Origin of the sequence: Streptomyces cyaneofuscatus (assembly GCF_000718135.1) — a bacterium.
Taxonomy (GTDB): Bacteria; Actinomycetota; Actinomycetes; order Streptomycetales; family Streptomycetaceae; genus Streptomyces; species Streptomyces cyaneofuscatus.
The window spans coordinates 115,426-142,185 of record NZ_JOEM01000008.1 but is presented as its reverse complement, the minus strand read 5'-3'; the positions used below and the strand labels follow the sequence as shown (position 1 = coordinate 142,185).

Genomic DNA, 26,760 nt, shown 5'->3' with positions numbered 1-26,760 from the left:
CTTCGAAGGGACGGAACATGAAACAGCTGCTGCTCGACTTCCTCTGGTCCCATCTGCGCACGCTCGGCGCGTTCCGTGAATCCGGGCAGACCCCGGAGGCCGCACGGGAGTCGGCAGGCCTCGCGCCGGGGTACGGCGCCTGGTTCGGCGAGTGCCTGCGCGTCTTGGAGGGGGCCGGCCACATCGAGCGGCGGGACGGCAGGATCCTGCTCGACGATGCGAGGACGCACCGGCCGATCGAGCAGCTGTGGCGCGAGTGGGAGACGGCAGAGCCCGCGTGGCAGGAGAACCCCGATCTCGCGGCCACCCACCTCCTGGTGGAGACCACCTTGCGTGCCTTCCCCGACATTCTCACCGGACGGCGACCGGCCACCGAGGTCATGTTTCCCGGCGGATCGCTGGAGCTGGTGCAGAACGCCTACGCGACCAACCCGGCGTCGGCGTTCTTCAACCAGGTGCTGGCCGCCGACCTGGTGGCGCGGTTGCGACGGCGGGCACGGGACCGTACGGCGGATGCGGCGCGGATCCTGGAGATCGGCGCCGGTACGGGTGCCACGAGCGCCGTCGTCCTGGAGGCGCTGCGGTCCGCGCGGCTGGACGTGCGCGAGTACTGCTACACCGACGTATCGAGGGCCTTCCTCCATCACGCGGAGCGTTCGTTCGGTGCGGAGAACCCGTCGTTGACCTGTGGAATCCTGGACATCGAGCGTCCGGTGGCGGATCAGGGCCTCACCCTCGGCGGGTACGACGCCGTGGTCGCCGCCAACGTCCTGCACGCCACCCGGGACATCCGCCACACCCTGCGCAACGCCAAGGCGCTTCTCCGGCCCGGCGGACTGCTGGTCCTGAACGAGCTGACCGCGAACAACCTGCTCAGCCAGTTCTCGTTCGGCCTCCTCGACGGATGGTGGCGCTACGAGGACCCGCACCTGCGCATCCAGGGCAGCCCGCTGCTCTCCGCGGCCAACTGGCGGCACGTCCTGACGCAGGAGGGGTTCCGCGCGATCGCGCTGCCCGCCCAGGACGCCGAGGACCTGGGACAGCAGATCATCGTGGCCGAGAGCGACGGCGTCATACGACAGGCGACGGCCGTACCACGCCCGTCCGCGCCGCGCGTGGCGCCGGTGCCCGAGAGCCCGGCGCGGGCCGTGGCCGGTCCCAGCGCCGGGAGCGAGCCCGGAGACCGGCTGCGGGCCCGCATCGAGGCCGTCGCGCTCGATGTGCTGGCGGAGGCGCTGGACATCCCGCGGACGAGGATCGGGCGGGACGAGCCCTTCTCGAACTACGGGCTCGATTCGATCTTCGCGGTGAACGTGGCCCGGACCCTCGGCGGGACGCTCGGTATCGACCTCGACATCACGGTGCTGTTCGAGCACAACACCCTGGCCGAGCTGGGCGAGTTCATCGTCGCCGAATACGCCGATGAGCTGCGGGAGGTGCCTCCGCCGGAGCCCGCACCGCCGGACCGGGCGCCCGACCCGGTGCAGCCTCAACCTCAACCTCAACCTCGACCTCAGCCTGAGCCTGAGTTCGACGAGGCCGCGCTCGACGGCATGGCGATCGTCGGCATGTCCGCGCGCTTCCCCGGGGCCGACGACATCGACGCGTTCTGGCGGATCGTCGAGCAGGGCGGGCGGTGCATCACCGCACCGCCGGAGAAGCGTGCGGACTGGGCGGGCTACGGCGAGGAGGCAGCCGCGCTGCGGGGCGGATTCCTCGACGGGGTGCATGAATTCGACCCACTCTTCTTCCGTATGTCGATGACCGAGGCGCGCCAGGTGACGCCGGAGCTGCGCCTGCTGCTGATGACGTCGTGGAACGCCGTCGAGGACGCGGGTTATCGGCCGGCCGAGCTGCGCAACCGGCCCACGGGCCTGTTCGTCGCCACGACGCAGAGCGAATACCGGCCCGCGGCCACGGACCTGATGAGCCTGCCGTCGCCCGCGATGGTGCCCAACCGGATCTCGTACCTGCTCGACCTCAACGGCCCCAGCGAGCAGTGCGACACGACGTGTTCGTCCTCGTTCGTGGCTCTGCACCGGGCGATCCGGTCCATCCGCGACGGCGAGTGCGAGCAGGCGCTGGTCGGCGGGGTGAACCTGGTGATGTCGCCCGCGGGTTTCGGCGGGATGCGGGCCGCGGGCATGCTCAGCCCGAGCGGCGACGTCCGGCCGTTCCAGGAGGGCGCCGACGGTACGGCGCGCAGCGAGGGCGTCGCCGCCGTACTGATCAAACCACTGCGCCGGGCCATGGAGGACGGGGACTTCGTCCACTGCGTCGTACGCGGCACCGGCGTGGCCCACGGCGGCAGGGGGGTGTCCTTCACGGCACCGAACATCAGGGGCATGAAGACGGCCGTCGCGCACGCCTACGCCGACGCCGCGATCGATCCGGCCGCCGTGGACTACATCGAGACCCACGGCATGAGCTCGATACTGGCGGACAGCGCGGAGCTGGCGGCGCTCGGCGCCGGAATCCGCGGCGAGGACGACAGCGATGACGTGACGTATCTGGGCAATGTGAAGCCCTGCATCGGCCACACGGAGGTGGTCTCCGGCCTGGCCGCGCTGGTGAAGACCGCGCAGGCGATGCGGCACGGCGTGATCCCGGCGCTCCCGGGCTTCGGGCGGCTGCACCGCGACCTCTCCCTCAAGGGGACGCGACTGCGCATCGCCGAGCGGAACCTGCCCTGGCCGGAGCGCACCGACGACGCCGGCCGGCCGCTGCCGCGCCGCGCGGGCCTGCACAGCTTCGGGATCGGCGGTGTGAACGCGCATGTCGTCCTGGAGCAGCACACCGCCTCCGAGAACCTCGTCTCCGAGAACCTCGTCTCCGAGAACCTCGTCTCCGAGAACCTCGTCTCCGAGAACCTCGCCTCCGCGGACCTGGACGACGACCCGGGTGCGCAGGTCCTGGTGCTCTCTGCGCGGAGCGTCGACGCTCTGCGCGAGCGGGCGCGCCGGCTGATCCATCGGCTCGCCGAAGTGGACCCGCGCTCCTGGGCGGACATCGCGTACACGTTGCAGGTCGGCCGGGAAGCGATGAGCTGCCGGCTGGCGTTCGTGGCGCGGAGCACCGGTGAGGCCGCTCGCCTGCTGGGCGGTTGGCTGGACGGCGACCCGGACACGCTCGCCCGCGTGGTGTTCGCCGACGGTGTCGATCCCGCTGCCGGCGCCGCGTACGACGGGATGCCGGCGCAGCTCGACCATCTGGCGGAACAGTGGGTCGCGGGCACGGTCGTGGAGTGGGAGCTGATGCATCGCGGCGTCCGACGTCGGCGGATCGCCCTGCCCGGGTACCCCTTCGCACGGCTGACGTGTTTCGCCGAGCAGGCGCCGCGGCCGGATCAGGCCTCGTACACAGGCCCTCCGGACGGCGAGGGCGGCGAGGGCCGCGAAGCCTTCGTCGCCGACCTCGTCGCCTCGGTGCTGGGCCTGCCGCGCCACGAGATCGACCCCACGAGGTCGCTCGCCGACTACGGTCTCAACTCCCTGCTCCTGGTTGGGATGCTGGGCCGGATCAGCCACGCCTTCCCGGGTTTCCGGCCTGAATGGTGGCAGCCGCACGACACGTTGAACGACGTGGTCGCGAGACTGTCCGAGGCGCAGGCCGGCTCCCCGCGCGCATCCGCCCCGGAGCTGGTGCGCCTCAACGGCGCGACCGAGGGCAGGCCGGTCTTCTGGATCCACGGGGCCCTCGCCGGCGTCGAGTCCTACCGGACGATCGCCGAGCGGATCGACCGCCCGTTCTACGGCATCCAGGCCCGTGGCCTGCTGACCGAGGACGAGCCGATCGAGGGCATCACGGCCATGGCCGAGTACTACACCGAGGTCATCCGCTCGGTGCAGCCCGAGGGGCCGTACGATGTCGGCGGATTCTGCCTCGGCGGCATCGTCGCCTACGAGGTCACCCGGCGGCTGCAGGCGCAGGGCCAGGACGTGGCCTCGCTGACGATGGTGGACTCGCCGGACGAGACCGGCCTGGCGAAGTCGAACGCGAACGGGTTCCAGTCGGCGCGGAGCGCGGCTCTCCAGGTCGTCAACTCCCTGCTCTGGCCTGCAGGGGAGAAGGACCCGGCGGCCTTACGCGCCCGTCTCGTGCACCGGGACGAGATCGCGGACGACCTGGACGAGGACGCGTTCGTTCTGCGGCTCGCGGAGCTGGCGGCCGAGCGCGGGCTCGCCATGAGACCTGACCGGACCGCGCGGTTCGTCAGACGCAACATGGCGATCCAGCTCGCCTACCGGCTCGGCGAACACACCATCAGGCCTCTGCCGCGGCCGGAAGCCGTGGTGTGCACCTACTTCCGCAACCGGCGCGGGCTCTTCCTGGGCGAGGTCGAACCCTACTTCCAGGTCACCGGCGAGACCTTCTCCCTCGACCACGTGAACTACCGGCAGGACTGGGGGCGCGAGATGCCCGGCCTTCGCCTGGTGGAGATCGACGCCGCGAACCACATGACCATCCTGAACGACGCGGAGCCGCTCGCCGCGATCGAGGAGACCTGCCTGGCGCTCTACGCGCCCGACGAGATCGGGGCTACCCGTGTCTGACCTGACCGCCGCGCGGACGTACGGCCGCCACGAGCCGGTGGCGATCGTCGGCATCGGCTGCCGACTGCCGGCACGGATCGAGGACCCGGCCGCACTCTGGCAGGCGCTGCTCGACGGTGTCGACGCGGTGCGCCAGGTGCCGGACGACCGGTGGAACGCCGCCGCGTGGGCCGCCGCGGAGGCCTCCGGCGGGGCGGCGAACCGCCGCGGCGGATTCCTCGACGACGTCACGGGATTCGACGCGGAGCACTTCTCCATCCCACCGGCCGAGGCACGGCAGATGGACCCGCAGCAGCGGATCGCCCTGGAGGTGGCGTGCGCCGCCGTCGAGGACGCGCGGCGTTCCCCGGCGAGCCTCACGGGCACCCGCACCGGCGTCTTCATGGGCGCGATGTGGCAGGAGTACCCGCTGTTCACGCAGGGCGCCGCCGAGGCCATCCACGCCCACTCCGCCATCGGCTGGGACAACTCGGTGATCCCGTCCCGCATCGCCTACGCGCTGGGGCTGCGCGGCCCCGCGATGGGCGTGGCGACCGCCTCCAGCTCCTCCCTGGTCGCGGTGCACCTCGCCGTGCAGAGCCTGCGCTCCGGCGAGTCGGACTTCGCACTCGCCGGCGGGGTCAACCTGATGCTGCACCCGAACACCTCGGTGGCCCTGACGAGACTCGGCACGCAGAGCCCGGCCGGACTGTCCCGGGCCTTCGACGGCGACGGCGACGGCTATGCCCGGGGCGAGGGCTGTGCGGTGGTCGTGCTGCGTCGGCTCTCCGACGCGCTTGCCGACGGCGACCGCGTCTACGCCCTGGTCCACGGCAGCGCCGTCAACAACGACGGCGCGACGGACGGACTGACCGCCCCCGGCCACGAGGCGCAGACGGAGGTGCTGCGGTCGGCGTGGGAGAACGCCGGCGTCGCGCCGAGCGCGGTGTCCTACGTCGAGGCGCACGGCACGGGCACGCCCCTGGGCGACGTGACGGAGGCGGGCGCGCTCGGCACCGTGTTCGGGCCCGACCGGCCCGCACCGCTGCGCATCGGCTCGGCGAAGACGAACTTCGGCCACCTCGAACCGGCGGCCGGCGTGCTCGGGCTCGTCAAGGCCGCGCTGGCGGTGCACCACGGCGTCATCCCGCCCAGCCTGCACTTCCGCACACCGAACCCGCGTATCGACTTCTCCGCCGAACGTCTGGACGTGGTCACCGAGGCAGCCGCGTGGCCGGCCGGGCCGCGGTTCGCGGGGGTGAGCAGCTTCGGATACGGCGGCACCAACGCGCACATCGCCCTCGGCGAGGCACCTGAGGGCGCCCCCGTACAGGCCGCACCGGATGCGGGCGGCCCGGTCTGCCTGGCGGTGTCCGGCACGAGCCCGCACGCGCTCGCCCGTAACGCCGCACGGCTGGCGGACCACCTCGGCCGGTCGCCCGGTACGAGGCTGTCCGACGTCGCCTACTCGCTGGCGACCACCCGCACGCACCACCCCACGCGTGGCGTGGTGATCGCCGGCACGACGGACGATGCGGCGGCCGGTCTGCGGGCGCTCGCCGCGGACGAGAGCCACGACACGGTGGTAACGGGCGCGGCTGCCGAGCGCGGGCGCGTCGCGTTCGTCTTCCCCGGCCAGGGCGCCCAGTGGTGGGGGATGGGCCGGGCGCTGTGGGAGCAGAACGAGGCGTTCCGCGAGGCCGTGACGGCCTGCGACGAGGCCCTCGCCCCGTACACCGGGTTCTCGGTCGCCGCGATCGTGCGCGGGCAGGACGGTGTCGCGCCGCCCTTCACACGCACGGACGTGGTGCAGCCGGCGTTGTTCGCGATGTACGTCGGCCTCGCCGCGATGTGGCGCGCCTGGGGCGTAGAGCCCTCGGCGGTCGTCGGCCACAGCCAGGGCGAGGTGGCCGCGGCGGTCGTCAGCGGGGCGTTGAGCCTGGCGGACGGCGCTCGCATCGTGGCGTTGCGCGCTCGGGCCGTGCACGACCATGCGCCGGCCGGGGCGATGGGACTCGTGGAGCGCCCGGTGGGCGAAGTCGTCGAGCAGCTGGCGGACTTCGGCGATGCGCTGTCCGTCGCGGTGGTGAACACCGCGCGGTCGACCGTCGTGGCCGGAGACGCCGAGGCGCTGGACCGCTTCCTCGCACAGATGGAGGCCACCGGCGCGTACTGCCAGCGCGTGGACGTGGACTACGCGTCGCACAGCCCGCACATGGATGTGCTGCTGCCCGCCCTGCGCGAGCAGCTCACCGGCCTCACCCCAGCGGAGGCGGGGATCGCCTTCTATTCGAGCGTGACGGGGGAGCGGGCAGCCGGGCCGGAGCTCGACGCGGACTACTGGTGCCGCAACCTGCGCGAGCCCGTGCGCTTCGATCGCGCGCTGGAACGCCTGCGAGCGGACGGGGTCGGGGTCTTCGTCGAGGTGAGTCCGCATCCGGTGCTCCAGATAGCCCTGGCGCAGGGAACCGAAGCCGACGGGACGGCCGTCGTGGTGGGCAGCCTGCGCCGCGAGCACGGCGGGATCGAACAGGCGCTGCGGGGGCTGGCGGAGCTGCACACCCAAGGGGTCCCGATCCCATGGCAGCGGGTGTTCCCGGCCTCGGGCACGCGCAGGGCGGACCTTCCGACGTACGCGTTCCAACGCCGCAGCTACTGGCTGGACGAACACGACGACGCGATCCCGGTCGCCGCCAGTGCTTCGTGGCGCGAGGACGTGATGGCACTGCCCGAACCCGAGCGTCCGGGATCAGTGGTCGCACTCGTCACGGAGGAGGCCGCGGCCCTGCTCGGCCGGCCCGCGGACGGCGTGCGCCCCGGCATGACGCTGCGCGAACAGGGTTTCGACTCCCTCATGGTGGTCGAGCTGCGCAACCGGCTCAGCGCACGGACACGGATCCCGCTGCCCACCGTGCTCGCCTTCGACTACCCCACACCGCAAGCGATCGCGACACTGCTGCTGACGCACGCCGGTGCAGAGCACACGCAGCACACGCAGCACACGCAGCACACGCAGCACACGCAGGACACGCAGGACGACGCCCCGGAAGCCTCGCCCGCCGTCGCCGCGGCGCCCCTGCGGCCCGACGATGACGACCCCGTCGTGATCGTGTCCATGGCCTGCCGACTTCCGGACGGAATCGACACGCCCGAAGGGTTCTGGGACCTGCTCGCCGACGGCCGCGAAGCCTCCTCCCCGTTCCCGCAGCGCTGGGACGGGTGGGATCTCGGCACGATCGAGGAGGCGGAGCGCGCCGCCACCGGCAGGCGCTTCGAGCGCAAGGGCGGCTTCGTACGCGACGTCGAGGACTTCGACGCGGCGTTCTTCGGACTCAGCCCGCGTGAGGCGCTCTCCCTGGACCCGCAGCAGCGGCTTGTCCTGGAAGTCGTATGGGAGGCACTCGAGCGGGCCAATCTGCGCACCGCGTCCCTCGAAGGCAGCAACACGGGCGTCTACCTCGGCGCGATGAGTTCGGACTACGACATCGCCCGGCGCTGGGACGTCGGGAGCAGCGACGGCTACAAGATCACGGGCAACGGGTCGAGCTTGATCTCCGGGCGGGTGGCCTACACACTCGGCCTGTCCGGGCCGGCCCTCACGATCGACACCGCGTGCAGCTCGTCGCTCGTGGCCCTGCGCCTGGCGTGCGAGGCGCTGCGCAGCGGCCAATGCGACCTGGCGCTCGCCGGCGGAGTGACCGTGATGAGCACCCCGCAGATCTTCGTCGAGTTCAGCCGCCTCAACGGGCTCGCGGCCGACGGCCGCTGCAAGAGCTTCGCCGACGACGCCGACGGGACGAGCTGGGCGGAGGGCTGCGGCGTCCTGGTGCTCAAGCGGCTCTCGGACGCGAGGCGCGACGGTGACCGGGTGCTGGCCGTCGTACGGGGCACCGCCATGAACCAGGACGGCCGAAGCCAGGGACTCACCGCGCCGAACGGCCTCGCGCAGCAGCGCCTGCTCCGCAGTGCCCTGGCCGACGGGGGACTGACCCCGTCCGACATCGACGCCGTCGAAGCGCACGCCACGGGCACCGTGCTGGGCGACCCCATCGAGGCCGGCGCCCTTGCCGCGGTGTTCTCGGGTCGCGTACGACCGGTGCACCTGGGATCGGCCAAGTCCAACATCGGCCACGCCCAGGCGGCGTCCGGCGTCATCGGCGTCATCAAGATGGTGCTGGCGCTCCAGCACGAGTGGCTGCCCAGCACGCTCCACGCGGAGAAGCCGAACACCCGGATCGACTGGACCGGCGGCGAACTGGAGCTCCTGCGGCAGCCGAGGAAGTGGCCGCGGACCCGGCGGGTGCGTCGCGCCGGCATCAGCTCCTTCGGTATCAGCGGCACGAACACGCACGTCATCATCGAAGAAGCACCAGAGACCGTCGTCGCGGACCGGCCCGGCGACGACGGTCTCGTCCACCCGCTGGTGGTATCGGGCACCGACGCGGCCGCCCTGCGTGCGCAGGCCCGGCACTGGGCCGAGTGGCTCGACGCGCGGCCCGCCGCGTCGATGCGGGACATCGCCTACACCTCCGCCGTCGGCCGTACGCACTTCGACGCGCGCGCCGTGGTCTTCGCGGGGAACGCCGTCGCTGCCGCCGAAGCCCTGCGGGCGGTCGAGCCCGGCTCCTCCGGCACGGCGCCGGGGGAGATCGCCTTCGTATTCGGCGGCCAGGACGTGCAGTTGCCGGGGATGAACAGTCAACTGCTCGAGCAGAGTGCGGTGTTCCGCGACACCGTGGCGGAGTGTGACGCGGTCCTCACGCCGTTGACCGGCTGGTCCGTGCTGAAGGTGCTGCGCGGCGAGGAGGACGTGAACGGTCCGGATGTGCTGCCGTGCACGCTGTTCGCGACCTACCTCGGATGTGCGGCGCTGTGGCGCAGTTGGGGTGTGGAGCCGGCGGCGGTGGTGGGCGACGCGCAGGGCGAGGTCGCCGCCGCCGTGGTGAGCGGGGCGTTGAGTTTGGAGGACGGTGCCCGGGTCGTCGCCCTTCGGGCTCGCGCGCGCTCGGGGGACGCGGTCGGCGGTGCGCTTCCAGGGATCGTCCCTGCCCGCACTTCCCTCCCCTTCCGTTCGTGCCTGACGGGCGAGGTCGTGCCGGGCCCGGAGCTCGGCGGCGATCACTGGTTCCGCGACCTGCCGGAGCCGGAGCCCGCTGGACTCGACCGCGCGTTGGAGCGGTTGCGTGGCGAGGGCTTCGGAGTGTTCCTGGAGGTCGGCCCGCCCTCCGAAGGCGGATCGGGCGGTGTGGACCAGCTCTGGCGAACGGCCGCCACGTTGTTCGAGCGGGGCTTCCCCCTGGACTGGGAGCGCGTCCTCGGGTCCCGCGGAGCGGGCAAGGTCGACATCCCGACGTACGCGTTCCAGCGCCAGCGCTTCTGGCTCGGCGATCCTCCGGCCGGGCCCGCCGCGGTGACGGCCGGTCGGTCCGCGGACGGCCACCCGTGGTTCGAGGCGATCACGGCGCTCGCCGGCGGCGGCGGTCACCTGTTCACCGGCCGGCTGTCGCTCGACGACGGCCCGTGGCTGGCCGATCACACCGTCGGCGGGCAGGTCTACGTGCCGGGCGCGGGCTTGATCGACGCCACGCTGTCCGCCGCCCGGACCGCGGGCGCCGACGCCGTGGCGGACCTGACGCTGCTGGAGCCGGTCGTCCTCCTTCCGGGCCGCGTGCTGCGGATCCAGGCCACCGTCGGTGACCCGGACGCACACGGACGACGCCCCTTCGCGTTCCACAGCCAGCCCGAGGACACGGATGAGCCGCTGATCTGGCAGCAGCACGTGACCGGAGAGTGCGTGACCCGCGCGCACGTCGGCGGCGCGTTGCCGCCGGATATCGACCCGGATATCGACGACTGGCCGGGACCCGATGCCCGGGTTCTCGACATCGAAGCCTTCTACGGACGCGCCCTCGCCAACGGGCTCGACTACGGCCCGGCTTTCCGGGGACTGCGCCAACTCGCCTGCCGTGACGGCATCTACTACGCGCGGGTGTCCCTGCCGGACGCGCTGGATCCGGATGGCCACGGCCTGCATCCGGCGCTGTTCGACGCGGCACTGCAGGTCGTCGTCGCCGGTCTGATGGAGGCGGGTGCGGCTCCCGGGCCACTCGTCCCGTTCATCTGGTCGGACGTCGAGTTGTTCCGTGCCGCAGGCAGAGAGCTGACCGTGCGCGTGTCGTACGAGTCCGGCGGAGACGAGGGCCTCGCACCGGCCACCGTGTGGCTGGCCGACCCGGCCGGCCACCTGGTGGCTCGGATCGGCAGGCTGAAGTTCCAGCGCGGCCGACGTCGCGGACACCCGTTCGCCGAGCACCTCTACCGCGTCGGCTTCGAACGCGTACACCCCCAGGCCGAAACCCCCGACCCCGCCGGCACCCTCGTGGTCGGTGATGCGGAGCTGGGCGCCGGGCTCGGCGCCGATGCCGTACCCGACCTGGACGCCCTCGTGCAGCGGCTCGATGTCCGGGCGGAGGCGCCGCGGCGACTGCTGTTCGCGCTGCCTGACCGTGCGTCCGCTCAGGGGGACGACGCGGAACGGAGCGCCGCCGAAGCGCTGCGGGCGCTTCAGGTGTGCTTCGGCGATGCCCGGCTCCAGAGCACGGAGCTTGTCTGGATCACGCGTGACGCGGTGTCGTCGAGCCCTGACGACCAGGCGGGGAACTGGGCCCATGCCGCGGTGTGGGGCATGGTGCGCACGGCCCGTACGGAACAACCTGAGCGCGTCCTGCGCCTGGTCGACCTCGATCCCGGCACCCCGGACTTCTCGCTGCTGGCGCGCGTGATCGGGACCGGCGGCGAGCCGGAGTACGTGCTGCGCGGCGGGAGAGCCCACGTGCCGCGAGCAAGGCCGACCGTCGAGAAGGTCGACGCGCTCGTCCTGCCGGACGAAGGCGGCTGGCACGTGCACCGGCGGGAAGACGACCAGCTGGACGTCATCGCCGCCCCGCACGACGAGGGTGCGTCGGACCCGCTCGCGCCGTCGGAGGTCCGCGTCGAGGTACGGGCCGCCGGGATGAGCCCGGAGCACACACGGGGCCTGGAGTTCGCGGGGATCGTCATGGAGGTCGGCAGCGACGTCACCTCCGTACACGCCGGTGACCGGGTCGTGGGCGGTGCGGCAGCCGCGCTCGGCGACCAGCTCCGCGTGGACGGCGCCGCCCTCAGGCCGATGCCCGCGAACCTCACCTTCGCGCGGGCGGCCGCTGACCTGTCCGTCCCCGACGCGAGGCAGGACAAGGGGTCGTTCACCGCCTTCGACGTACGCGACGCGCCGTACGCACTGCGCCACGCGCGGCAGAACGCCGAGCACAGGACCGTACTGACCCTGCCACGCGCCCTCGACCCGGACGGCACCGTGCTGATCACCGGCGGTCTCGGCGAGCTCGGCAGCGCGCTCGCCGCACACCTGGTCCGCGCGCACGGAGCGCGGCGGCTCGTGCTGCTGTCGCGGCGCGGTGGCAACGCCCCCGAAGCCGGCTCGTTCGTACGGGAGCTCGAAGCCGCGGGCGCCGAGCGGGTGGACCTGGTCGCCGGCGACGTCGCGGACCGGGACGCGGTGGCCGCGGTACTGGAAGGGATCCACCCGGGCCATCCCCTCACGGCCGTGTTCCACCTCGCCGGCGTGCTCGACGACGGCCTGGTGGAGGGCTTCACCGCGGAGCGGCTGCACCGGGTGATGGCACCCAAGGTCCAGGGCGCGCGCCTGCTGGACGAGTTGACCGAGCGGCTGGACCTGGCCGCGTTCGTCCTCTTCTCCTCGGCGGCCGGAACGCTGGGCACGGCAGGACAGAGCGGGTACGCCGCGGCGAACGCGACGCTGGACGCCCTGGCGGCGAACCGGCGCAAGCGGGGCCTGGCAGGGCTCAGCCTCGCCTTCGGGCTCTGGGAGCAGGCCGGAGTGGGCATGACCGCCCACCTCGGCAAGGCCGAGCTGGGACGCCTGCGACGCCAGGGGATCGGTGCCCTGACCTTGACCGAGGGCCTGAACGCCCTGGACGTCGCACTTGCGCGGCCCGAGACCCAGCTGATGCCCGTACGCCTGGAACTGGCATCGTTGCGACACGCGCTGGGTGATGCGGAAGCGCCTCCCTTGCTGCGCGACCTGCTGCGGCGCACAACGGAAGGGCGCGGGGCCGAAGCCTCCGAGCCCGCGCAGTCGCTCGACACACGGCTGGCGGACGCCTCCGAAGCCGAACGGCCGGCGGTGCTGCTGGACCTCGTCCGCAGCGAGGTCGCCGACGTGCTCGGCCTGCCCGGACCCGACAGCGTGCCGGCCGACAGGGCACTGCGGTCCCTCGGGATCGACTCGCTCACCATGGTCCAGCTGCGCAAGCGCCTCGCCAAGCGGCTGAACACCACGCTGCCCGCCACGCTGGTGTTCGACTACCCGACCGCCGAGGCCATCGCCGGGCTCCTGCTCCACGACGCCACCACCCTGAGAGGGAACGAGAAGTGAAGACAGAGGCCCTGTTCATCGCGGGTACCGCGACCTACCTGCCCCCGGCGACCAAGGTCGAACAAGCCGTCGCCGACGGCCGGTTCGACGCCCAGGACGCCGAGGACACGCAGCTCGAGTCGGTCTGCGAGGCCACGGACGAGGCTCCGCCCGAGATGGCGGTGGCCGCTGCCAGAGACGCCCTGGAGAGGTCGGGTCACCAGGCCGAGGACATCGCGCTGCTGCTGCACGCCTGCGTGTACTTCCAAGGGCTCGAGCTCTACCCGATCGCTTCCTACATCCACCGCGAAGTGCTCGGGGACCACTCGGCGCTCGCCTTCGAGGTCAAGAACGCCTCCAACGGCTGCATGACCGCGCTGGACATCGCCGCGCGTTCCCTCGCGGCCACCGACGACGAGGCGGCGCTGGTGACCACCGCCGACAAGGTCAGCCGGCCGGCGATCGACCGCTGGAACAGCGACATCGGCATCGTCCCCGGCGACGGCGCCTCGGCGATGGTGCTCAGCAAGAGGTCCGGCTTCGCCCAGGTGCTGAGCACCTCCACGGTGTCGGATCCCACCCTGGAGCGCCTGCACCGGGGCGACGCGCCCTTCACGCCTCACCACGACCCCACGCTCCCCATCGACCTGCGTCTGCGCAAACTGCAGTACCTGGGAGACGTGGAACTCGACGAGTTCACCCGCCGGTTCCGGGCCGGCCTCGGCGACTGCGTCGACCGGGCCCTGCGCGACGCGGACATCGGTCTGGGCGACGTCGCGCGGTTCGTCGTTCCGCACTTCGGGCGCACTGTGCTGCAGCGCGAGGTCCTCGCCGCACTCGACATCGACCTCGATCGCACGACCTGGTTCTGGGGCCGCACCGTCGGCCACCTCGGCGCGGGCGACCAGATCGCCGGACTCGACCACCTCGTGCGGGAGCGCGCCGTGGACGTCGGCGACCTCTGCATGCTGCTCGGCGTCGGGGCCGGCTTCACCTGGACGTGCGCCGTGGTCCGGATCACCGAGCTTCCCCAGTGGCCGACGGCGCCGGCCGGATCCGGCCTCGGGGGCGGGCGGCTCTGATGCGCTGCTACGTGTTCCCGGGACAGGGCACCCAGAAGAAGGGGATGGGACGAAGCCTGTTCGGAAGGTTCCCCGACCTCCGTCGCCGCGCCGACCGGGTGCTCGGCTACCCCATCGAAGAGCTCTGTCTGGAGAACCCGCAACGACGGCTGTCCGAGACCGTGTACGCGCAGCCCGCGATCTACGTCGTCAACGCGCTGCACTGGTCAGCGGCGCAGGAGGACCTGCCACCCGCGGATTTCCTCGCGGGCCACAGCCTCGGCGAGTACAGCGCACTGCTCGCGGCCGGCGCCTTCGACTTCGAAACCGGCCTGACGCTGGTGCGACGCCGCGCGGAACTGATGGGCCAGGTCAGCGGCGGTGCGATGGCCGCAGTCGTCGGTGTCTCCGAGCAGATCGTCGAGGAGACCCTGAAGCAGCACGATGCCACCGGCGTCGTCATCGCCAACTACAACGCGCCCGAGCAGTTCGTGCTCTCCGGCAGCCACGAGGAACTGGCCCGGATCAAACCGGTCTTCGAGAAGGTGGAGGGCGTCCGGGCCTTCGTCCCGGTCCGCGTCAGCGGCCCCTTCCACGCGCCGGCGATGGCCCCGGCCGCCGAGCGCTTCCGCTCCGTGCTGGCCTCGGTCGACGTGGGCGGACTGCGGACACCGGTCATCTCCAACGTGACCGGCCGGCCGTTCGGCCCCGATGCGCAGGAAGTCCGCGCACTGCTCGCCGAGCAGATCGCCCGGCCCGTCCGCTGGACCGACGGCATCCGGTATCTGCGGGACGCGGGCGTGTCGGTCTTCACGGAACTGGGCGAATCGAAGGTGCTCACCTCACTCATCGACCGGATCACCACCGCGCAAGAGCCCGCGCCCGCGCAGGAGCCCGCGCCCGACCCACGCCGGGACCTGATCGAGCGCATCAGGCGCGAGATCCTCCAGCCGGAGATCGGCGACGAGGCGCTCGGCTTCGACGAGGACGCGTCGTTCCGGCAGCTCGGCCTGAACTCCATCATCTACGTGCGCCTGGCCCGCCGGGCCGGGACGGTCCTCGGCATTCCGGTCAAGCCGGACGTCATTTTCCAGCACCGTTCCTGCGCGGCCCTGGCGGACTACCTCCTGACCCGCGACGACATCGCTCCGGCCACCGCCTCAGCTACCGCTCCAGCCATTGCCCCGGCCACCGCCCCAGCCCTTGCCCCCGCCGCAGCGCCCGAGGCACCACCCGCGCCTCTCCGTGATCACCAGGACGAACGGGTGACGGCCCTGCTGCACGACTGCGCGAACGGGACCCTCAGCGTGGACCGCACCATCGAGGCGATCCGCGCCCTGGCCTGACGAGTGCCGAATGCGCCGTCACGTCGTTCTGCCGTACGGGGAGCGCACGCGCACCGGGCCGCCGCCCTCCTGATCCACCCGTGGGACAATGACCCCGTGACGCTGGAGGACCTCGTCCGGCTGCGCCGGGCCCGTGACCGGATGGACCGTGACTACGCGGAGCCGCTGGACGTGCCGGCGCTGGCGCGCGGCGCGCTCATGTCGCCGGGGCATTTCTCCCGCAGCTTCCGTGCCGCGTACGGCGAGACCCCGTACAGCTACCTCATGACGCGCCGGATCGAGCGGGCCAAGGCGCTGCTGCGCCGTGGGGACCTGTCGGTGACGGAGGTCTGCTTCGCCGTCGGGTGTACGTCGCTGGGGTCGTTCAGCTCCCGCTTCACCGAGCTGGTCGGCGAGAGCCCCAGCGTCTACCGGGCCCGCCCCCATGAGGAGGGTGCCGCCATTCCGGCGTGTGTCGCCAAGATCCACACGCGACCGGTCAGGAATGGAGAAGCGAAAGCCCCGCCCCGTCCGTAGCGTGAACCACATGGAAATCAAGCTCGCACAGACCTTCATCGCCGTCGACGACCACGACAAGGCGCTCACCTTCTACCGGGACGTTCTCGGTCTTGAGGTACGCAACGACGTCGGGTTCGAGGGGATGCGCTGGGTGACGGTCGGCTCCCCGGCACAGCCGGACGTGGAGATCGTCCTCGAACCGCCGCTCGCCGACCCCAACGCCCCCGCCGCCGACAAGCAGGCCATGGCCGAGCTGCTCGCCAAGGGCCTGCTGCGCGGCGTCATCTTCTCCACCGACGACGTCGACGCCACCTTCGAACGCATCCGCGCCGCGGGCGGCGAGGTGCTCCAGGAGCCGATCGACCAGCCGTACGGTGTCCGCGACTGCGCCTTCCGCGACCCGGCCGGCAACATGCTGCGCTTCAACCAGCCGCGCAAGGGCTGAAGCCGGCCGATGTACCGGTTCCGCTGCCGTGCGGAGCCGGAGCGGCAAGAATAGAACGCGCTGTTCGAATATGGTGAGACCGGGCCGGGGCCGCAGCAGGCGTGTGCGGAGCGGCGGCCCCGCGCAACAGATGGAGAGACGATGAGCAAGGCCGAGAGAACCGGATCGCGGTCGCCCGCGCAGCCGGTCGCCGACAGCCACGAAGTGATCCGTGTGCACGGGGCACGCGAGAACAACCTCAAGGATGTCGACATCGAGATCCCGAAGCGCCGGCTGACGGTGTTCACCGGGGTCTCCGGCTCCGGCAAGAGTTCTCTGGTGTTCAACACGATCGCCGCGGAGTCGCAGCGGCTGATCAACGAGACCTACAGCGCCTTCGTCCAGGGCTTCATGCCGACGCAGGCGCGGCCCGAGGTCGACGTACTCGAAGGGCTGACCACGGCGATCATCGTCGACCAGCAGCGGCTGGGCGCCGACCCCCGCTCCACCGTCGGCACCGCCACCGACGCCAACGCGATGCTGCGCATCCTCTTCAGCCGGCTCGGCAAGCCCCACATCGGCTCACCCAACGCGTTCTCCTTCAACGTCGCCTCGGTCACGGCCCGCGGCGCGATCACCGTCGAGCGGGGCGCCGCCACGAAGACGGAGAAGCAGACCTACACCCGTACCGGCGGCATGTGCGTCCGCTGCGAGGGCCGGGGCACGGTCACCGACATCGACCTCACCCAGCTGTACGACGACACCAAGTCGATCGCCGAGGGCGCCTTCACCATCCCCGGCTGGAAGTCGGACAGCTGGTGGACCGTGCGGACCTACGCCGAGTCGGGCTTCCTCGACCCGGACAAGCCGATCCGCAGGTACACCAAGAAGGAGATGCAGGACTTCCTCTACCGGGAGCCGACCAAGGTGAAGGTCGAGGGCGTCAACCTCACCTTCGAAGGGCTGATCCCCAAGATCCAGAAGTCCTTCCTCTCCAAGGACAAGGAGGCGATGCAGCCGCACATCCGCGCCTTCGTGGAACGCGCGGTCACCTTCACCACCTGTCCGGAGTGCGAGGGCTCCCGGCTCAGCGAGAGCGCCCGGTCCTCGAAGATCAAGAAGATCTCCATCGCCGACGCCTGCGCGATGCAGATCAGCGACCTGGCCGACTGGGTGCGCAAGCTGGACGAGCCGTCGGTGGCGCCGCTGCTCACCGCACTGCTGGGGACCCTCGAATCGTTCGTGGAGATCGGCCTCGGCTACCTCTCGCTCGACCGGCCCTCGGGCACCCTGTCGGGCGGTGAGGCGCAGCGCGTCAAGATGATCCGCCACCTCGGGTCCAGCCTGACGGATGTGACGTACGTCTTCGACGAGCCGACCATCGGGCTGCACCCGCACGACATCCAGCGGATGAACGACCTGCTGCTGCGGCTGCGGGACAAGGGCAACACCGTGCTCGTCGTGGAGCACAAGCCGGAGGCCATCGCCATCGCCGACCATGTCGTCGACCTCGGCCCCGGGGCCGGCAGCGCGGGCGGGACCGTCTGCTTCGAGGGCACCGTGGAAGGGCTGCGGGCCGGCGGGACCCTCACCGGCCGCCACCTGGACGACCGGGCCGTCCTGAAGGAGCAGGTCCGCACGCCCTCCGGCACGCTGGAGATCCGCGGCGCCTCCGCGCACAACCTGAGGGACGTCGATGTCGACATCCCGCTCGGTGTGCTCTGCGTGGTCACCGGGGTCGCCGGCTCCGGCAAGAGCTCCCTCATCCACGGGTCGATCCCGGCCGGGGAGGACGTGGTCTCGATCGACCAGACCGCGATCCGCGGTTCGCGCCGCAGCAACCCGGCCACGTACACCGGACTGCTCGACCCGATCCGCAAGGCCTTCGCCAAGGCGAACGGGGTGAAACCCGCCCTGTTCAGCGCCAACTCCGAGGGTGCCTGCCCCACCTGCAAGGGTGCCGGTGTCATCTACACCGACCTGGCGATGATGGCGGGCATCGCCACCGTCTGCGAGGAGTGCGAGGGCAAGCGGTTCGAGGCCTCGGTGCTCGACCACCACCTCGGCGGCCGCGACATCAGCGAGGTGCTCGCGATGTCGGTGGACGAGGCGGAGACGTTCTTCGCCGAGGGGGACGCCCGCACCCCCGCCGCGCACAAGATCCTCGCCCGGCTCTCGGACGTCGGGCTCGGCTACCTCAGCCTCGGCCAGCCGCTCACCACGCTCTCCGGCGGCGAGCGTCAGCGGCTGAAGCTCGCCACCCACATGGGCGAGAAGGTCGGTGTGTACGTCCTCGACGAGCCGACCACCGGTCTGCACCTGGCCGATGTGGAGCAGCTGCTCGGGCTGCTGGACCGGCTGGTGGAGTCGGGCAAGTCGGTGATCGTCATCGAGCACCACCAGGCGGTCATGGCACACGCCGACTGGATCATCGACCTGGGCCCCGGCGCCGGGCACGACGGCGGCCGGATCGTCTTCGAGGGCACCCCGGCCGATCTGGTCGCCGACCGCTCCACCCTCACGGGCGAGCACCTCGCGGCGTACGTGGGGGGCTGACGGGGAGCGTCTCGTACGGCGTACGGCATGCGTCGTACGTCGGTCGTTACGGGGCCGGGGGAGCGGGGTTCCCCCGGCCCCGGCCCCGTGGCGTCACATCACCGTCCCGGGGTGCCGGGTCACCCCCGCGCCAGCACCCCCGCCAGCAGCACCTGCAGCATCTCGCGCAGCGTGGCGGTGAAGTCCAGCCGCAGCGCCGCCAGTTCCGGGTCGGCCTCATAGGCGGCCAGCATCGCCGCCGACGGCTGTGCATGGGTCCAGATCGCCCCCGTCACCAGCAGGGTTCCTGCAGCCACCCGGCCCGCGTGGTGGGTGTCCAGCTCGGGTACGCGCTCCTCGATGAGGCGCCCCAGCTCCATCACGTTCGCGATGGCCGCGCGCTTGTACTGGGCCGCGACCTCCGCCGACACGTTCCGCTCCAGCACCGCGGCCTGGGCGCTGATGAGGTCGCAGAGCACTGGCCGGGCGGCGAGCGAGCCGGCCAGGACGGCGGCCACCCGGTCCGCGCGCTCGGCGACCGTAGCCCCGTCGTCCACCTCGGCCGCGAACTCCTCCTCCAGGCCCGCCAGCCAGTCGCGCTGCGCACTGCCCAGCAGCTCCAGCAGGACGGCCTCGCGCGATTCGAAGTAACGCAGCACGTTCGACTTCGCCAGCCCCACGCGGCGGCTCAGTTCGTTCAGGCTCACCTGCGCCACGGGCAGCTCGGTGAGCATCGTCGCCGCGGTGTCGAGGATCGCCTGCCGGCGTACGGCGCGCTGCTCCTCGCTGCGGGCGCGCCGGAAGGGCGTCTCTGTCATGGCACCACCCTACAGACCCTCGGTCTGTTGTTATCGGACCGGTGGTCTGCTAGCTTCGGAGGAGCAAGAGACCGCCGGTCCTTTACGAGTGGTCCGGCCTGCCGTCGAAGGAGCCCGCCATGTACACCGTGCCCGATCTGACCGGGAAGTTCGCCGTTGTCACCGGCGCCAACAGCGGCACCGGCAAGGAGGCCGCCCGCCGCCTCGCCGGGGCCGGCGCCCACGTCGTCCTGGCCGTCCGCACCCCCGCCAAGGGCGAGCAGGCGCGCACCGAGATCCTGGCCGACCACCCCGGCGCCCGCGTCGAGGTCCGCCGCGTCGACCTCGCGGACCTGGCCTCCGTCGAGGCGTTCGCGGACGGGCTCATCACCGACGGCACCCCGCTCGACCTGCTGCTCAACAACGCCGGAGTGATGGCCCCGCCCACCCGGATGGCCACCGCCGACGGCTTCGAGCTCCAGTTCGGCAGCAACTTCCTCGGGCCGTTCGCCCTCACCGTCCGCCTGCTCCCGCTGCTCCTGGCCGCCCCCGCGCCCCGGGTCGCCACCATGAGCAGCGGCACCGCGAACTACGGCCGGATCCACTTCGACGACCTCCAGTGGGAGCACCGCCGCTACAGCCCCAACCTCAGCTACGCCCAGTCCAAGCTGGCCGACCTCATGCTGACCCGGCAGCTGGCGGACATCGCCGCCGAGCGCGGCTGGAACCTGCTCAGCACCGGCGCCCACCCCGGCTACACCCGCACCAATCTCCAGACGGCGGGCGCGAGTCTGGGGCGCGACAAGCCCAAGCGCTCCCTGCTCAACTCGTTCACCGTGCTGCCCTCCCAGCTCCCCGAGCAGGGCGCGGAACCGCTGCTGTACGCGGCGGCCGACCCGGGGGCCGTCCCCGGCGGCTACTACGGACCGGGCGGCCGTTTCGGACTCGTCGGCCCGACCGCTCCGGCCCGCATCACCCGCCGTGCCCTCGACCCCGCCGCGAACGCCCGGCTCTGGGCCACCGCCGAACGGCTGACGGGGGTCTCCCTGCCCGCCACCGTGTCCTGACCGGCGTCGCGGAACCCGCTCAGGACGGCGGCCGGTCCCGGTTGAGCCACGACGGGACCTCGGGAACATCCGCGTCCCACGCCCGCTCCGGCTCGGGCTCCGGCCGAGGCCGCACAGGGCGGCGCCGCACGGGAGGAGACGGCTGCACCGGTTCCGGTTCCGGCTCGGGGGCGGTCTGCGGTTCGGGCTCGGGCTCGGGCTCCGGCGCGGCGCTGTCGTAGAGCTCCTCCATCACCGTGAACCGGCAGTGGAAGCTCTGCCACGCCCCGTCCAGGACCAGCACGAACCCGTCGCGCTCCCGGTAGAGCCTCCGGCGCTTCGGACTGGCCGGATGCAGCGGCTTGTACACCTCGGCCCGCTGCCGCAGCGCTTCCAGCGCCTCCTCGCGCGTACCGTCCACATGGTCCATGACGCCGGCCGACCAGACGCGGCGCTGGCCGCCGAGGCCGAGGTTCTGCTCCACCAGCAGCCCCCATCTGGGCATGAGTTCCCCCGTTCGTCGATCGCCTCACCGTGCCGCGACAGCCCCCTGCCACGGAAGGGCCCCGCGTCGCAGCATTGTTCCTGATCTTGTTACGCCGCCCGTACGCCGCCCGTACGCCGCCCGTACGCCCCCGCCTTGTCAAGCGGTGCCGTCGAGCCGCGTGCCGACTCCGCCGGGAGGCCGCCATACTGGACGGGCCGGGGAGGGCGCAGCGGTAGCGGCGGGGAACGACGGGGGCGGGAAACGGCAGATGGCGGACACCAGGCTGATCCAGAGCCGGTACCGGCTGCTCGATCTGATCGGGCGCGGCGGCATGGGCGAGGTGTGGCGGGCGCGCGACGAGTCGCTGGGCCGCCTGGTCGCCGTCAAATGCCTCAAGCCCATGGTCCCCCAGCACGACCAGGCATCCACCCGCATCCTGCGCGAACGCTTCCGCCGCGAGGCCCGGGTCGCCGCCTCACTCCAGCACCGGGGCGTCACCGTCGTCCACGACTTCGGCGAACACGAAGGCGTCCTCTACCTCGTCATGGAGCTGCTGGAGGGGCACAACCTGAGCCAGCTCCTGGAGGAGAACCAGCAACGCCCGCTCCCCGTCGACCATGTCGTCGACATCGCCGAACAGGTCGCCGACGCGCTCGGCTACACCCACCGGCAGGGCATCGTCCACCGTGACCTGAAGCCCGCCAACATCATGCGGCTGACCGACGGCACGGTGAAGATCTGCGACTTCGGCATAGCGCGCCTCGGCCACGACATCAACGTCACCTCCCGCCTCACCACCACCGGCATCGCCATGGGCACCCCGCACTACATGTCGCCCGAGCAGATCGGCGGGAAGGAGGTCGACCACCGCAGCGACCTCTACTCGCTGGGCTGTGTGCTGTACGAGATCGCCACCGGCGTACCGCCGTTCGACCTGGACGACGCCTGGGCCGTACTCGTCGGGCACCGCGACACCCAGCCCGAACCGCTGCGCACCCACCGCGCCGAACTCCCCGGCTTCTTCGACCGCGTCGTCCTCGACCTGCTGGCCAAGGCCCCCGACGAGCGGCCCGCCGACGCGAGCGACCTGCGCCGCCGCATCACGCTCGGCCGCAGCGGCGAGCACGAGACGCTGGGGCCCGCCCCGTCGCCGCCGGCCCTCTCCGGCACGTACCGGACACCGGAACCCGCCGTCCGCCGCCCGGCCCCCGAACTGCCCGCCTGGACGCGGAACATGACGCCCGGGCACCCCGCCGCCGGCTCCCTGAAGAGGGGGCCCGCCCTCCCCGACCCCGCCGCGGGGCTCACCGGCCGGTGGACCACCGCGCGTGCCACCACCCCCACGCCCCCCGGCACCTACAGCTCCACCACCGCCACGCCCCCCGGCACCGACAGGTCCACCGGTGTGCCGCCCGCCCGCCCCGCCCCCACGCCCGAGCTGCTCGCCGCGCTCGCCGGCCGCCACAGCTCGGGCATCGACCTGGGCCGCCTGGGCCGCTGGGAGGAGGCGGGCGACGTGCACCGCGCGGTCGCCGCCCAGCGCGAGAGCGTCCTCGGCCCGGACCACCCGGACACCCTCGCCAGCCGTCACGAGATCGGCCTCACCCTCAGCCGCACCGGCCGGGCCGCCGACGCGCTGCGCGAGTTCGGCCAGGTCGCCGCGGGCCGCGAACGCGCCCTGGGCCCCGACCACCCGCAGACCCTCGCCGCCCGGCAGGAGACCGCCCACGTGCTCGGGCAGCTCGGCCGCCACTTCGAGAGCCATCAGGTGTACGCGGCGGTCCTCGCCGCCCGTGAGCGGTCCATGGGCCCCGACCACCCGGAGACCCTGCGCTGCCGCCACCACCTCGCCCTCAACCTCGGCCGCCTCGGCCGGCCCGAGGAGTCGTGGCAGCTGGCCCGCCAGGTGGCCGACGACCGGGCCCGGCTGCTCGGCGCGACCCACCCCGACACGCTCGCCACCCGGTACGAGGTCGCCTACACCCTTGGCCGGCTGGGGCGCTGGGCGGAGGCCCTGGAGAGCTACCAGGACGTCGCCCGGGCCCGCGCCGCCACCCTCGGCCCCGACCACCCCGGCACCCTCGCCGCCCGCTACGAGGCGGGCATCAGCCTCGGCCGGCTCGGCCGCAGCGCGGAGGCCCTGGAGCTCTTCCGGGCCCTGGTCGCCGACCGTACGCGGGTGGGCGGCCCGTCCGACGCCGAGACGCTGCGCGCCCGCCACGGTCTGGGCGTCAACCTGGGCCGGCTGGGCCACTGGGAGGAGGCGGTCACCGAGGCGCGCGAGGTGTGCGCGATCCGCGAGAGCACCCTCGGCCCCGACCACCCCGACACCGTGCTCAGCCGCCGCGAGGTCGCCGTCGCCCTGGGCTGGCTCGGCCGGTGGGCCGAGGCCCTCGTGGCGTACCGGGAGGTCGCCGAGGCGCGCGGCCGGGGCCTCGGCCCCGACCACCCGGAGACCCTGGCCGCCCGCCACGACGAGGCGCACTGCCTGGACCGGCTCGGGCGGAAGAAGGAGTCCGCCGAGCTGTTCCGCACCCTCGCCGCCCACCGGGCCCAGAACGCGCTGCCGCCGGCCTGACCACGGCCCCGACCAGCCTGACCACGGCCCCGACCTGCCTGCCTGACCACGGCCCCGGCCTGCGGCGACGGGCCCGGGACCCCGGCCGGGCGCGGCCGTGCGGTCCCTCTGGCCGGGACGCGGCTCCCCGTGTTACGAAGATGCATGCCCGCACCTGAGCCGTCCTCCGTACCTCAGCCGTCCGCCCACCACCAGCCGTCCGCGCCCGCCCGGGACCGCTACGACGCCGTGATCGTGGGCGGCGGCCACAACGGTCTGGTCGCCGCCGCCTACCTCGCCCGCGCCGGACAGTCCGTCCTCGTCCTGGAACGTCTGGACACCACCGGGGGAGCGGCCGTCTCGACCCGGCCCTTCGCGGGTGTCGACGCCCGCCTCTCGCGCTACTCCTACCTGGTGTCGCTGCTGCCGCAGAAGATCGCCCGCGATCTCGGCCTCGACTTCGCCGTACGCAAGCGGACCGTGTCCTCGTACACCCCGGCGGTGCGCGACGGCCGCCCCACCGGACTCCTCGTCGGCGGCGACCGGACGCGGGAGTCGTTCGCCGCGCTGACCGGGGGAGAGCGGGAGTACGAGGCGTGGCAGCGCTTCTACGCCATGACGCAGCGCGTCGCCGAACGGGTCTTCCCCACCCTCACCGAACCGCTGCCCGCACGGGAAGCGCTGCGGGCCCGGATCGACGACGCCGAGGCCTGGCGCACCCTGTTCGAGGAGCCCATCGGGGTGGCCGTCGAGCGGAACTTCACCGACGACCTGGTACGCGGCGTGGTGCTGACCGACGCCCTGATCGGCACCTTCGCGGACGCCCACGACCCCTCACTGATCCAGAACCGGTGCTTCCTCTACCACGTGATCGGCGGGGGAACCGGCGACTGGGACGTCCCCGTCGGCGGCATGGGCGCCCTCACCGACGCCCTCGCCCGTGCCGCCCGTGCGGCGGGCGCCGAGATCCGCGTACGGCACGAGGCGACCCGGATCGAGACCGACGGCACCCACGCCGAGGTCACCGTCCACACCCCCGACGGCGAACAGGTGATCGCCGCCCGCCGGGTTCTGGTCAACGCCTCCCCGCAGGCGCTCGCCGCCCTCCTCGGACAGACCCCGCCGGAGCCCGCCGAGGGCGCCCAGCTCAAGGTGAACATGCTGCTCACCCGGCTCCCTCGCCTCCGCGACCGGTCAGTGGACCCCCGGCAGGCCTTCGCCGGTACGTTCCATATCGCCGAGGGGTACGGGCAGTTGGCCGACGCCTACCGGGACGCGGCGGCCGGACGGCTGCCCGCCGCACCGCCGTCCGAGATCTACTGCCACTCGCTGACCGACCCCTCGATCCTCGGCCCCGACCTCGCCGCGCGCGGCTACCAGACCCTCACCCTCTTCGGCCTGCACGCCCCGGCCCGGCTCTTCGCCGCCGACAACGACGCCGCCCGCGCCGCCCTGCTGAAGGCCACCCTCGCCGAGCTGGACGCCCACCTGGAGGAGCCGATCACCGACTGCCTGGCCCTCGACGGGAACGGGGAACCCTGTATCGAGGCCAAGACCCCTCTCGACCTCGAACGCGATCTGCGGCTGCCCGGCGGCCACATCTTCCACCGCGACCTCTCCTTCCCGTACGAGAGCGGGACCACCGGGCGGTGGGGCGTGGAGACGGCCCACGCCAACGTCCTGCTCTGCGGGGCGGGCGCGGTGCGCGGCGGCGGGGTCAGCGGGGTTCCCGGCCACAACGCGGCGATGGCGGCGCTGAGTTAGCCCTTACCGCAGGTGCCGGCGTTCGACGGCGGCGGCGATGGCCGTGTGCCCCGCGGGCCCGGGGTGCAGGCCGTCGCCGCTGTCGTACGCCGACAGCAGCCGGGAGGGACGGTCCGGGTCGCGGAGCGCGGCGTCGACGTCGACGACGGCGTCGAAGATCCGCCCGGTGCGCACGGCCTCGTTGACCTGCCGGCGTACCGCGTCCTGCTCCGGCGTCCAGCGCGTCCACCCCTCGAACGGGGCGATGGTGGCGCCCACCACCCGCAGCCCGGCGGACCGGGCGCGCAGGGCCAGTTGGCGGTAGGCGGCCACCAGCCGCGACGGGTCGCGCTCGGCGGGCACATGGAAGAGGTCGTTGACGCCCAGGTGGACCAGGACCGTCCGCAAGCCCGGCAGCGACAGCACGTCCCGGTCGAAGCGGGCCTGGCCGCCGGGCCCGTACTGGTCGCTGTCGAGCAGCAGCCGGTTGCCGCTGATCCCGAGGTTGGCTACGGCGGAGCCGGGCAGCCTGCGGGCCAGCTGGTCGGGCCAGCGGAGGTCCGCGTCGTCGGGTGTGCCGGAGCCCTCCGCGATGGAGTCGCCCAGCACGGCGAGGACCGGGCCGCGCGCCCCGGTCGTCTCGACCCCGGTCAGGAGGAGGACGGACCGGGTCCGGATGCCGTCGACGCTGTGCCAGGCGTGGGTGTTGCGGTGGAAGGAGAGAGGGCCGGTGGGGCCGGGGAGCCGCGTCTCGACGGTCAGCAGGGAGCCGTCCTCCACCCGGAGGCCTTCCACCCGGTCGCTGGTGAGGGTCGCACCGGCCGCCAGCCACCCTTGCGGCCGCCCGCCGAAGGTGACCGGCCGGCCGTCGGCGGTCACCGGGCCCACCAGCACCGGCGCGGTCCCGAAGGCGTGTGCGTACCGCAGCCGGACCTGCCCGCCTGCCGAGAGCCGCAGCCGCGCGGTGCAGAGCCCGTCGGTGAGACCGGCGGCCGGGAGCGGGTCGGCCGCCGTGGGCGCGGTCTGCGCGGTGGCCCAGGAGGTGGTCCACGGGGTGGCCGAGGGGGCGCGGCCGGGGGTGGCCGCCCGGGCGTCCGGGGCGGTGAGGGCCGTGGTGACCCCGGCCGCCGCCGCGTACAGCAGACCCCGTCGCGCCGGTACGGGAACCCGGCCGTTCACCGGGAGGCCGGCCGGGGAGCGGGGGCGGTGCCCGCCGGAATGCTGCTCATGGGGTGTGCCTCCTGAGGTCGGCCCTGGGGGGCGCGCGCGTCGGGCGGCATTTGGGCCGCGCTCCGGACGG

At 72.7% G+C, this 26,760-nt stretch carries 13 protein-coding genes; 10 read left to right on the top strand and 3 right to left on the bottom strand.

All coding sequences use genetic code 11. The annotated features are described in order from the left end of the window. The first annotated feature begins 17 nt into the window (after window positions 1-17). The 7 genes from IF17_RS0115230 (at window position 18) to IF17_RS0115200 (ending at window position 18,851) form a co-directional block, all read left to right on the top strand. Window positions 18-4,553, top strand: a complete 4,536-nt coding sequence (locus IF17_RS0115230; RefSeq protein WP_030566145.1) for a beta-ketoacyl synthase N-terminal-like domain-containing protein — start codon at window positions 18-20, stop codon at window positions 4,551-4,553. Beyond that, on the top strand, window positions 4,546-12,987 hold the full coding sequence (locus IF17_RS0115225) for a type I polyketide synthase (RefSeq protein ID WP_030566143.1): 8,442 nt from the start codon (window positions 4,546-4,548) through the stop codon (window positions 12,985-12,987). Before IF17_RS0115230 ends, IF17_RS0115225 begins: the two co-directional genes overlap by 8 nt. Continuing rightward, window positions 12,984-14,048, top strand: coding sequence for a ketoacyl-ACP synthase III family protein (locus tag IF17_RS0115220; protein ID WP_030566141.1), 1,065 nt, complete (start codon window positions 12,984-12,986; stop codon window positions 14,046-14,048). The genes IF17_RS0115225 and IF17_RS0115220 overlap by 4 nt, the downstream gene beginning before the upstream one ends. Beyond that, window positions 14,048-15,373, top strand: a complete 1,326-nt coding sequence (gene fabD, locus IF17_RS0115215) for an ACP S-malonyltransferase (RefSeq protein ID WP_030566139.1) — start codon at window positions 14,048-14,050, stop codon at window positions 15,371-15,373. The genes IF17_RS0115220 and fabD overlap by 1 nt, the downstream gene beginning before the upstream one ends. Before the next feature lie 96 nt (window positions 15,374-15,469). After that, window positions 15,470-15,889 carry a helix-turn-helix transcriptional regulator gene (locus IF17_RS0115210; protein WP_030566137.1) on the top strand — a complete coding sequence of 140 codons (420 nt, stop codon included), beginning with the start codon at window positions 15,470-15,472 and terminating at the stop codon, window positions 15,887-15,889. A gap of 10 nt (window positions 15,890-15,899) precedes the next feature. Next, window positions 15,900-16,316 (top strand): VOC family protein, encoded by a 417-nt coding sequence (locus tag IF17_RS0115205; RefSeq protein WP_028417068.1) that lies wholly within the window; start codon window positions 15,900-15,902, stop codon window positions 16,314-16,316. A gap of 141 nt (window positions 16,317-16,457) precedes the next feature. Continuing rightward, a complete protein-coding gene (locus IF17_RS0115200; protein ID WP_030566134.1) occupies window positions 16,458-18,851 on the top strand; it encodes an ATP-binding cassette domain-containing protein in 2,394 nt (797 codons plus the stop codon). 119 nt (window positions 18,852-18,970) lie between these two features. Here the strand turns inward: IF17_RS0115200 and IF17_RS0115195 are convergent, their stop codons facing one another. Then, window positions 18,971-19,648 (bottom strand): TetR/AcrR family transcriptional regulator, encoded by a 678-nt coding sequence (locus tag IF17_RS0115195; protein WP_030566132.1) that lies wholly within the window; start codon window positions 19,646-19,648, stop codon window positions 18,971-18,973. A gap of 119 nt (window positions 19,649-19,767) precedes the next feature. Here IF17_RS0115195 and IF17_RS0115190 point away from each other — a divergent pair, with 119 nt between their 5' ends. Then, entirely contained in the window at window positions 19,768-20,694 is a 927-nt protein-coding gene (locus IF17_RS0115190) for an SDR family oxidoreductase (RefSeq protein ID WP_030566130.1), read from the top strand. Window positions 20,695-20,713: 19 nt separating this feature from the next. Here the strand turns inward: IF17_RS0115190 and IF17_RS0115185 are convergent, their stop codons facing one another. Continuing rightward, window positions 20,714-21,178 carry a hypothetical protein gene (locus tag IF17_RS0115185; RefSeq protein ID WP_030566128.1) on the bottom strand — a complete coding sequence of 155 codons (465 nt, stop codon included), beginning with the start codon at window positions 21,176-21,178 and terminating at the stop codon, window positions 20,714-20,716. A 250-nt stretch (window positions 21,179-21,428) separates the two neighbouring features. On the opposite strand from IF17_RS0115185, the gene IF17_RS0115180 reads away from it, so the two are divergent. Then, entirely contained in the window at window positions 21,429-23,738 is a 2,310-nt protein-coding gene (locus IF17_RS0115180) for a serine/threonine-protein kinase (RefSeq protein ID WP_030566126.1), read from the top strand. 144 nt (window positions 23,739-23,882) lie between these two features. Further along, the gene (locus tag IF17_RS0115175) at window positions 23,883-25,481 is read left to right on the top strand and encodes a phytoene desaturase family protein (protein WP_051884009.1); all 1,599 of its coding nucleotides are present in this window, start codon (window positions 23,883-23,885) and stop codon (window positions 25,479-25,481) included. A gap of 3 nt (window positions 25,482-25,484) precedes the next feature. Here the strand turns inward: IF17_RS0115175 and IF17_RS0115170 are convergent, their stop codons facing one another. After that, window positions 25,485-26,639, bottom strand: a complete 1,155-nt coding sequence (locus tag IF17_RS0115170; protein ID WP_030566122.1) for an SGNH/GDSL hydrolase family protein — start codon at window positions 26,637-26,639, stop codon at window positions 25,485-25,487. Window positions 26,640-26,760: the final 121 nt, after the last annotated feature.

Coding starts and splice junctions, on each gene's coding strand:
- IF17_RS0115230 (WP_030566145.1), top strand. CDS start 18: ATGAAACAGCTGCTGCTCGACTTCCTCTGGTCCCATCTGCGCACGCTC.
- fabD (WP_030566139.1), top strand. CDS start 14,048: ATGCGCTGCTACGTGTTCCCGGGACAGGGCACCCAGAAGAAGGGGATG.
- IF17_RS0115205 (WP_028417068.1), top strand. CDS start 15,900: ATGGAAATCAAGCTCGCACAGACCTTCATCGCCGTCGACGACCACGAC.
- IF17_RS0115200 (WP_030566134.1), top strand. CDS start 16,458: ATGAGCAAGGCCGAGAGAACCGGATCGCGGTCGCCCGCGCAGCCGGTC.
- IF17_RS0115195 (WP_030566132.1), bottom strand. CDS start 19,648: ATGACAGAGACGCCCTTCCGGCGCGCCCGCAGCGAGGAGCAGCGCGCC.
- IF17_RS0115190 (WP_030566130.1), top strand. CDS start 19,768: ATGTACACCGTGCCCGATCTGACCGGGAAGTTCGCCGTTGTCACCGGC.
- IF17_RS0115185 (WP_030566128.1), bottom strand. CDS start 21,178: ATGCCCAGATGGGGGCTGCTGGTGGAGCAGAACCTCGGCCTCGGCGGC.
- IF17_RS0115180 (WP_030566126.1), top strand. CDS start 21,429: ATGGCGGACACCAGGCTGATCCAGAGCCGGTACCGGCTGCTCGATCTG.
- IF17_RS0115175 (WP_051884009.1), top strand. CDS start 23,883: ATGCCCGCACCTGAGCCGTCCTCCGTACCTCAGCCGTCCGCCCACCAC.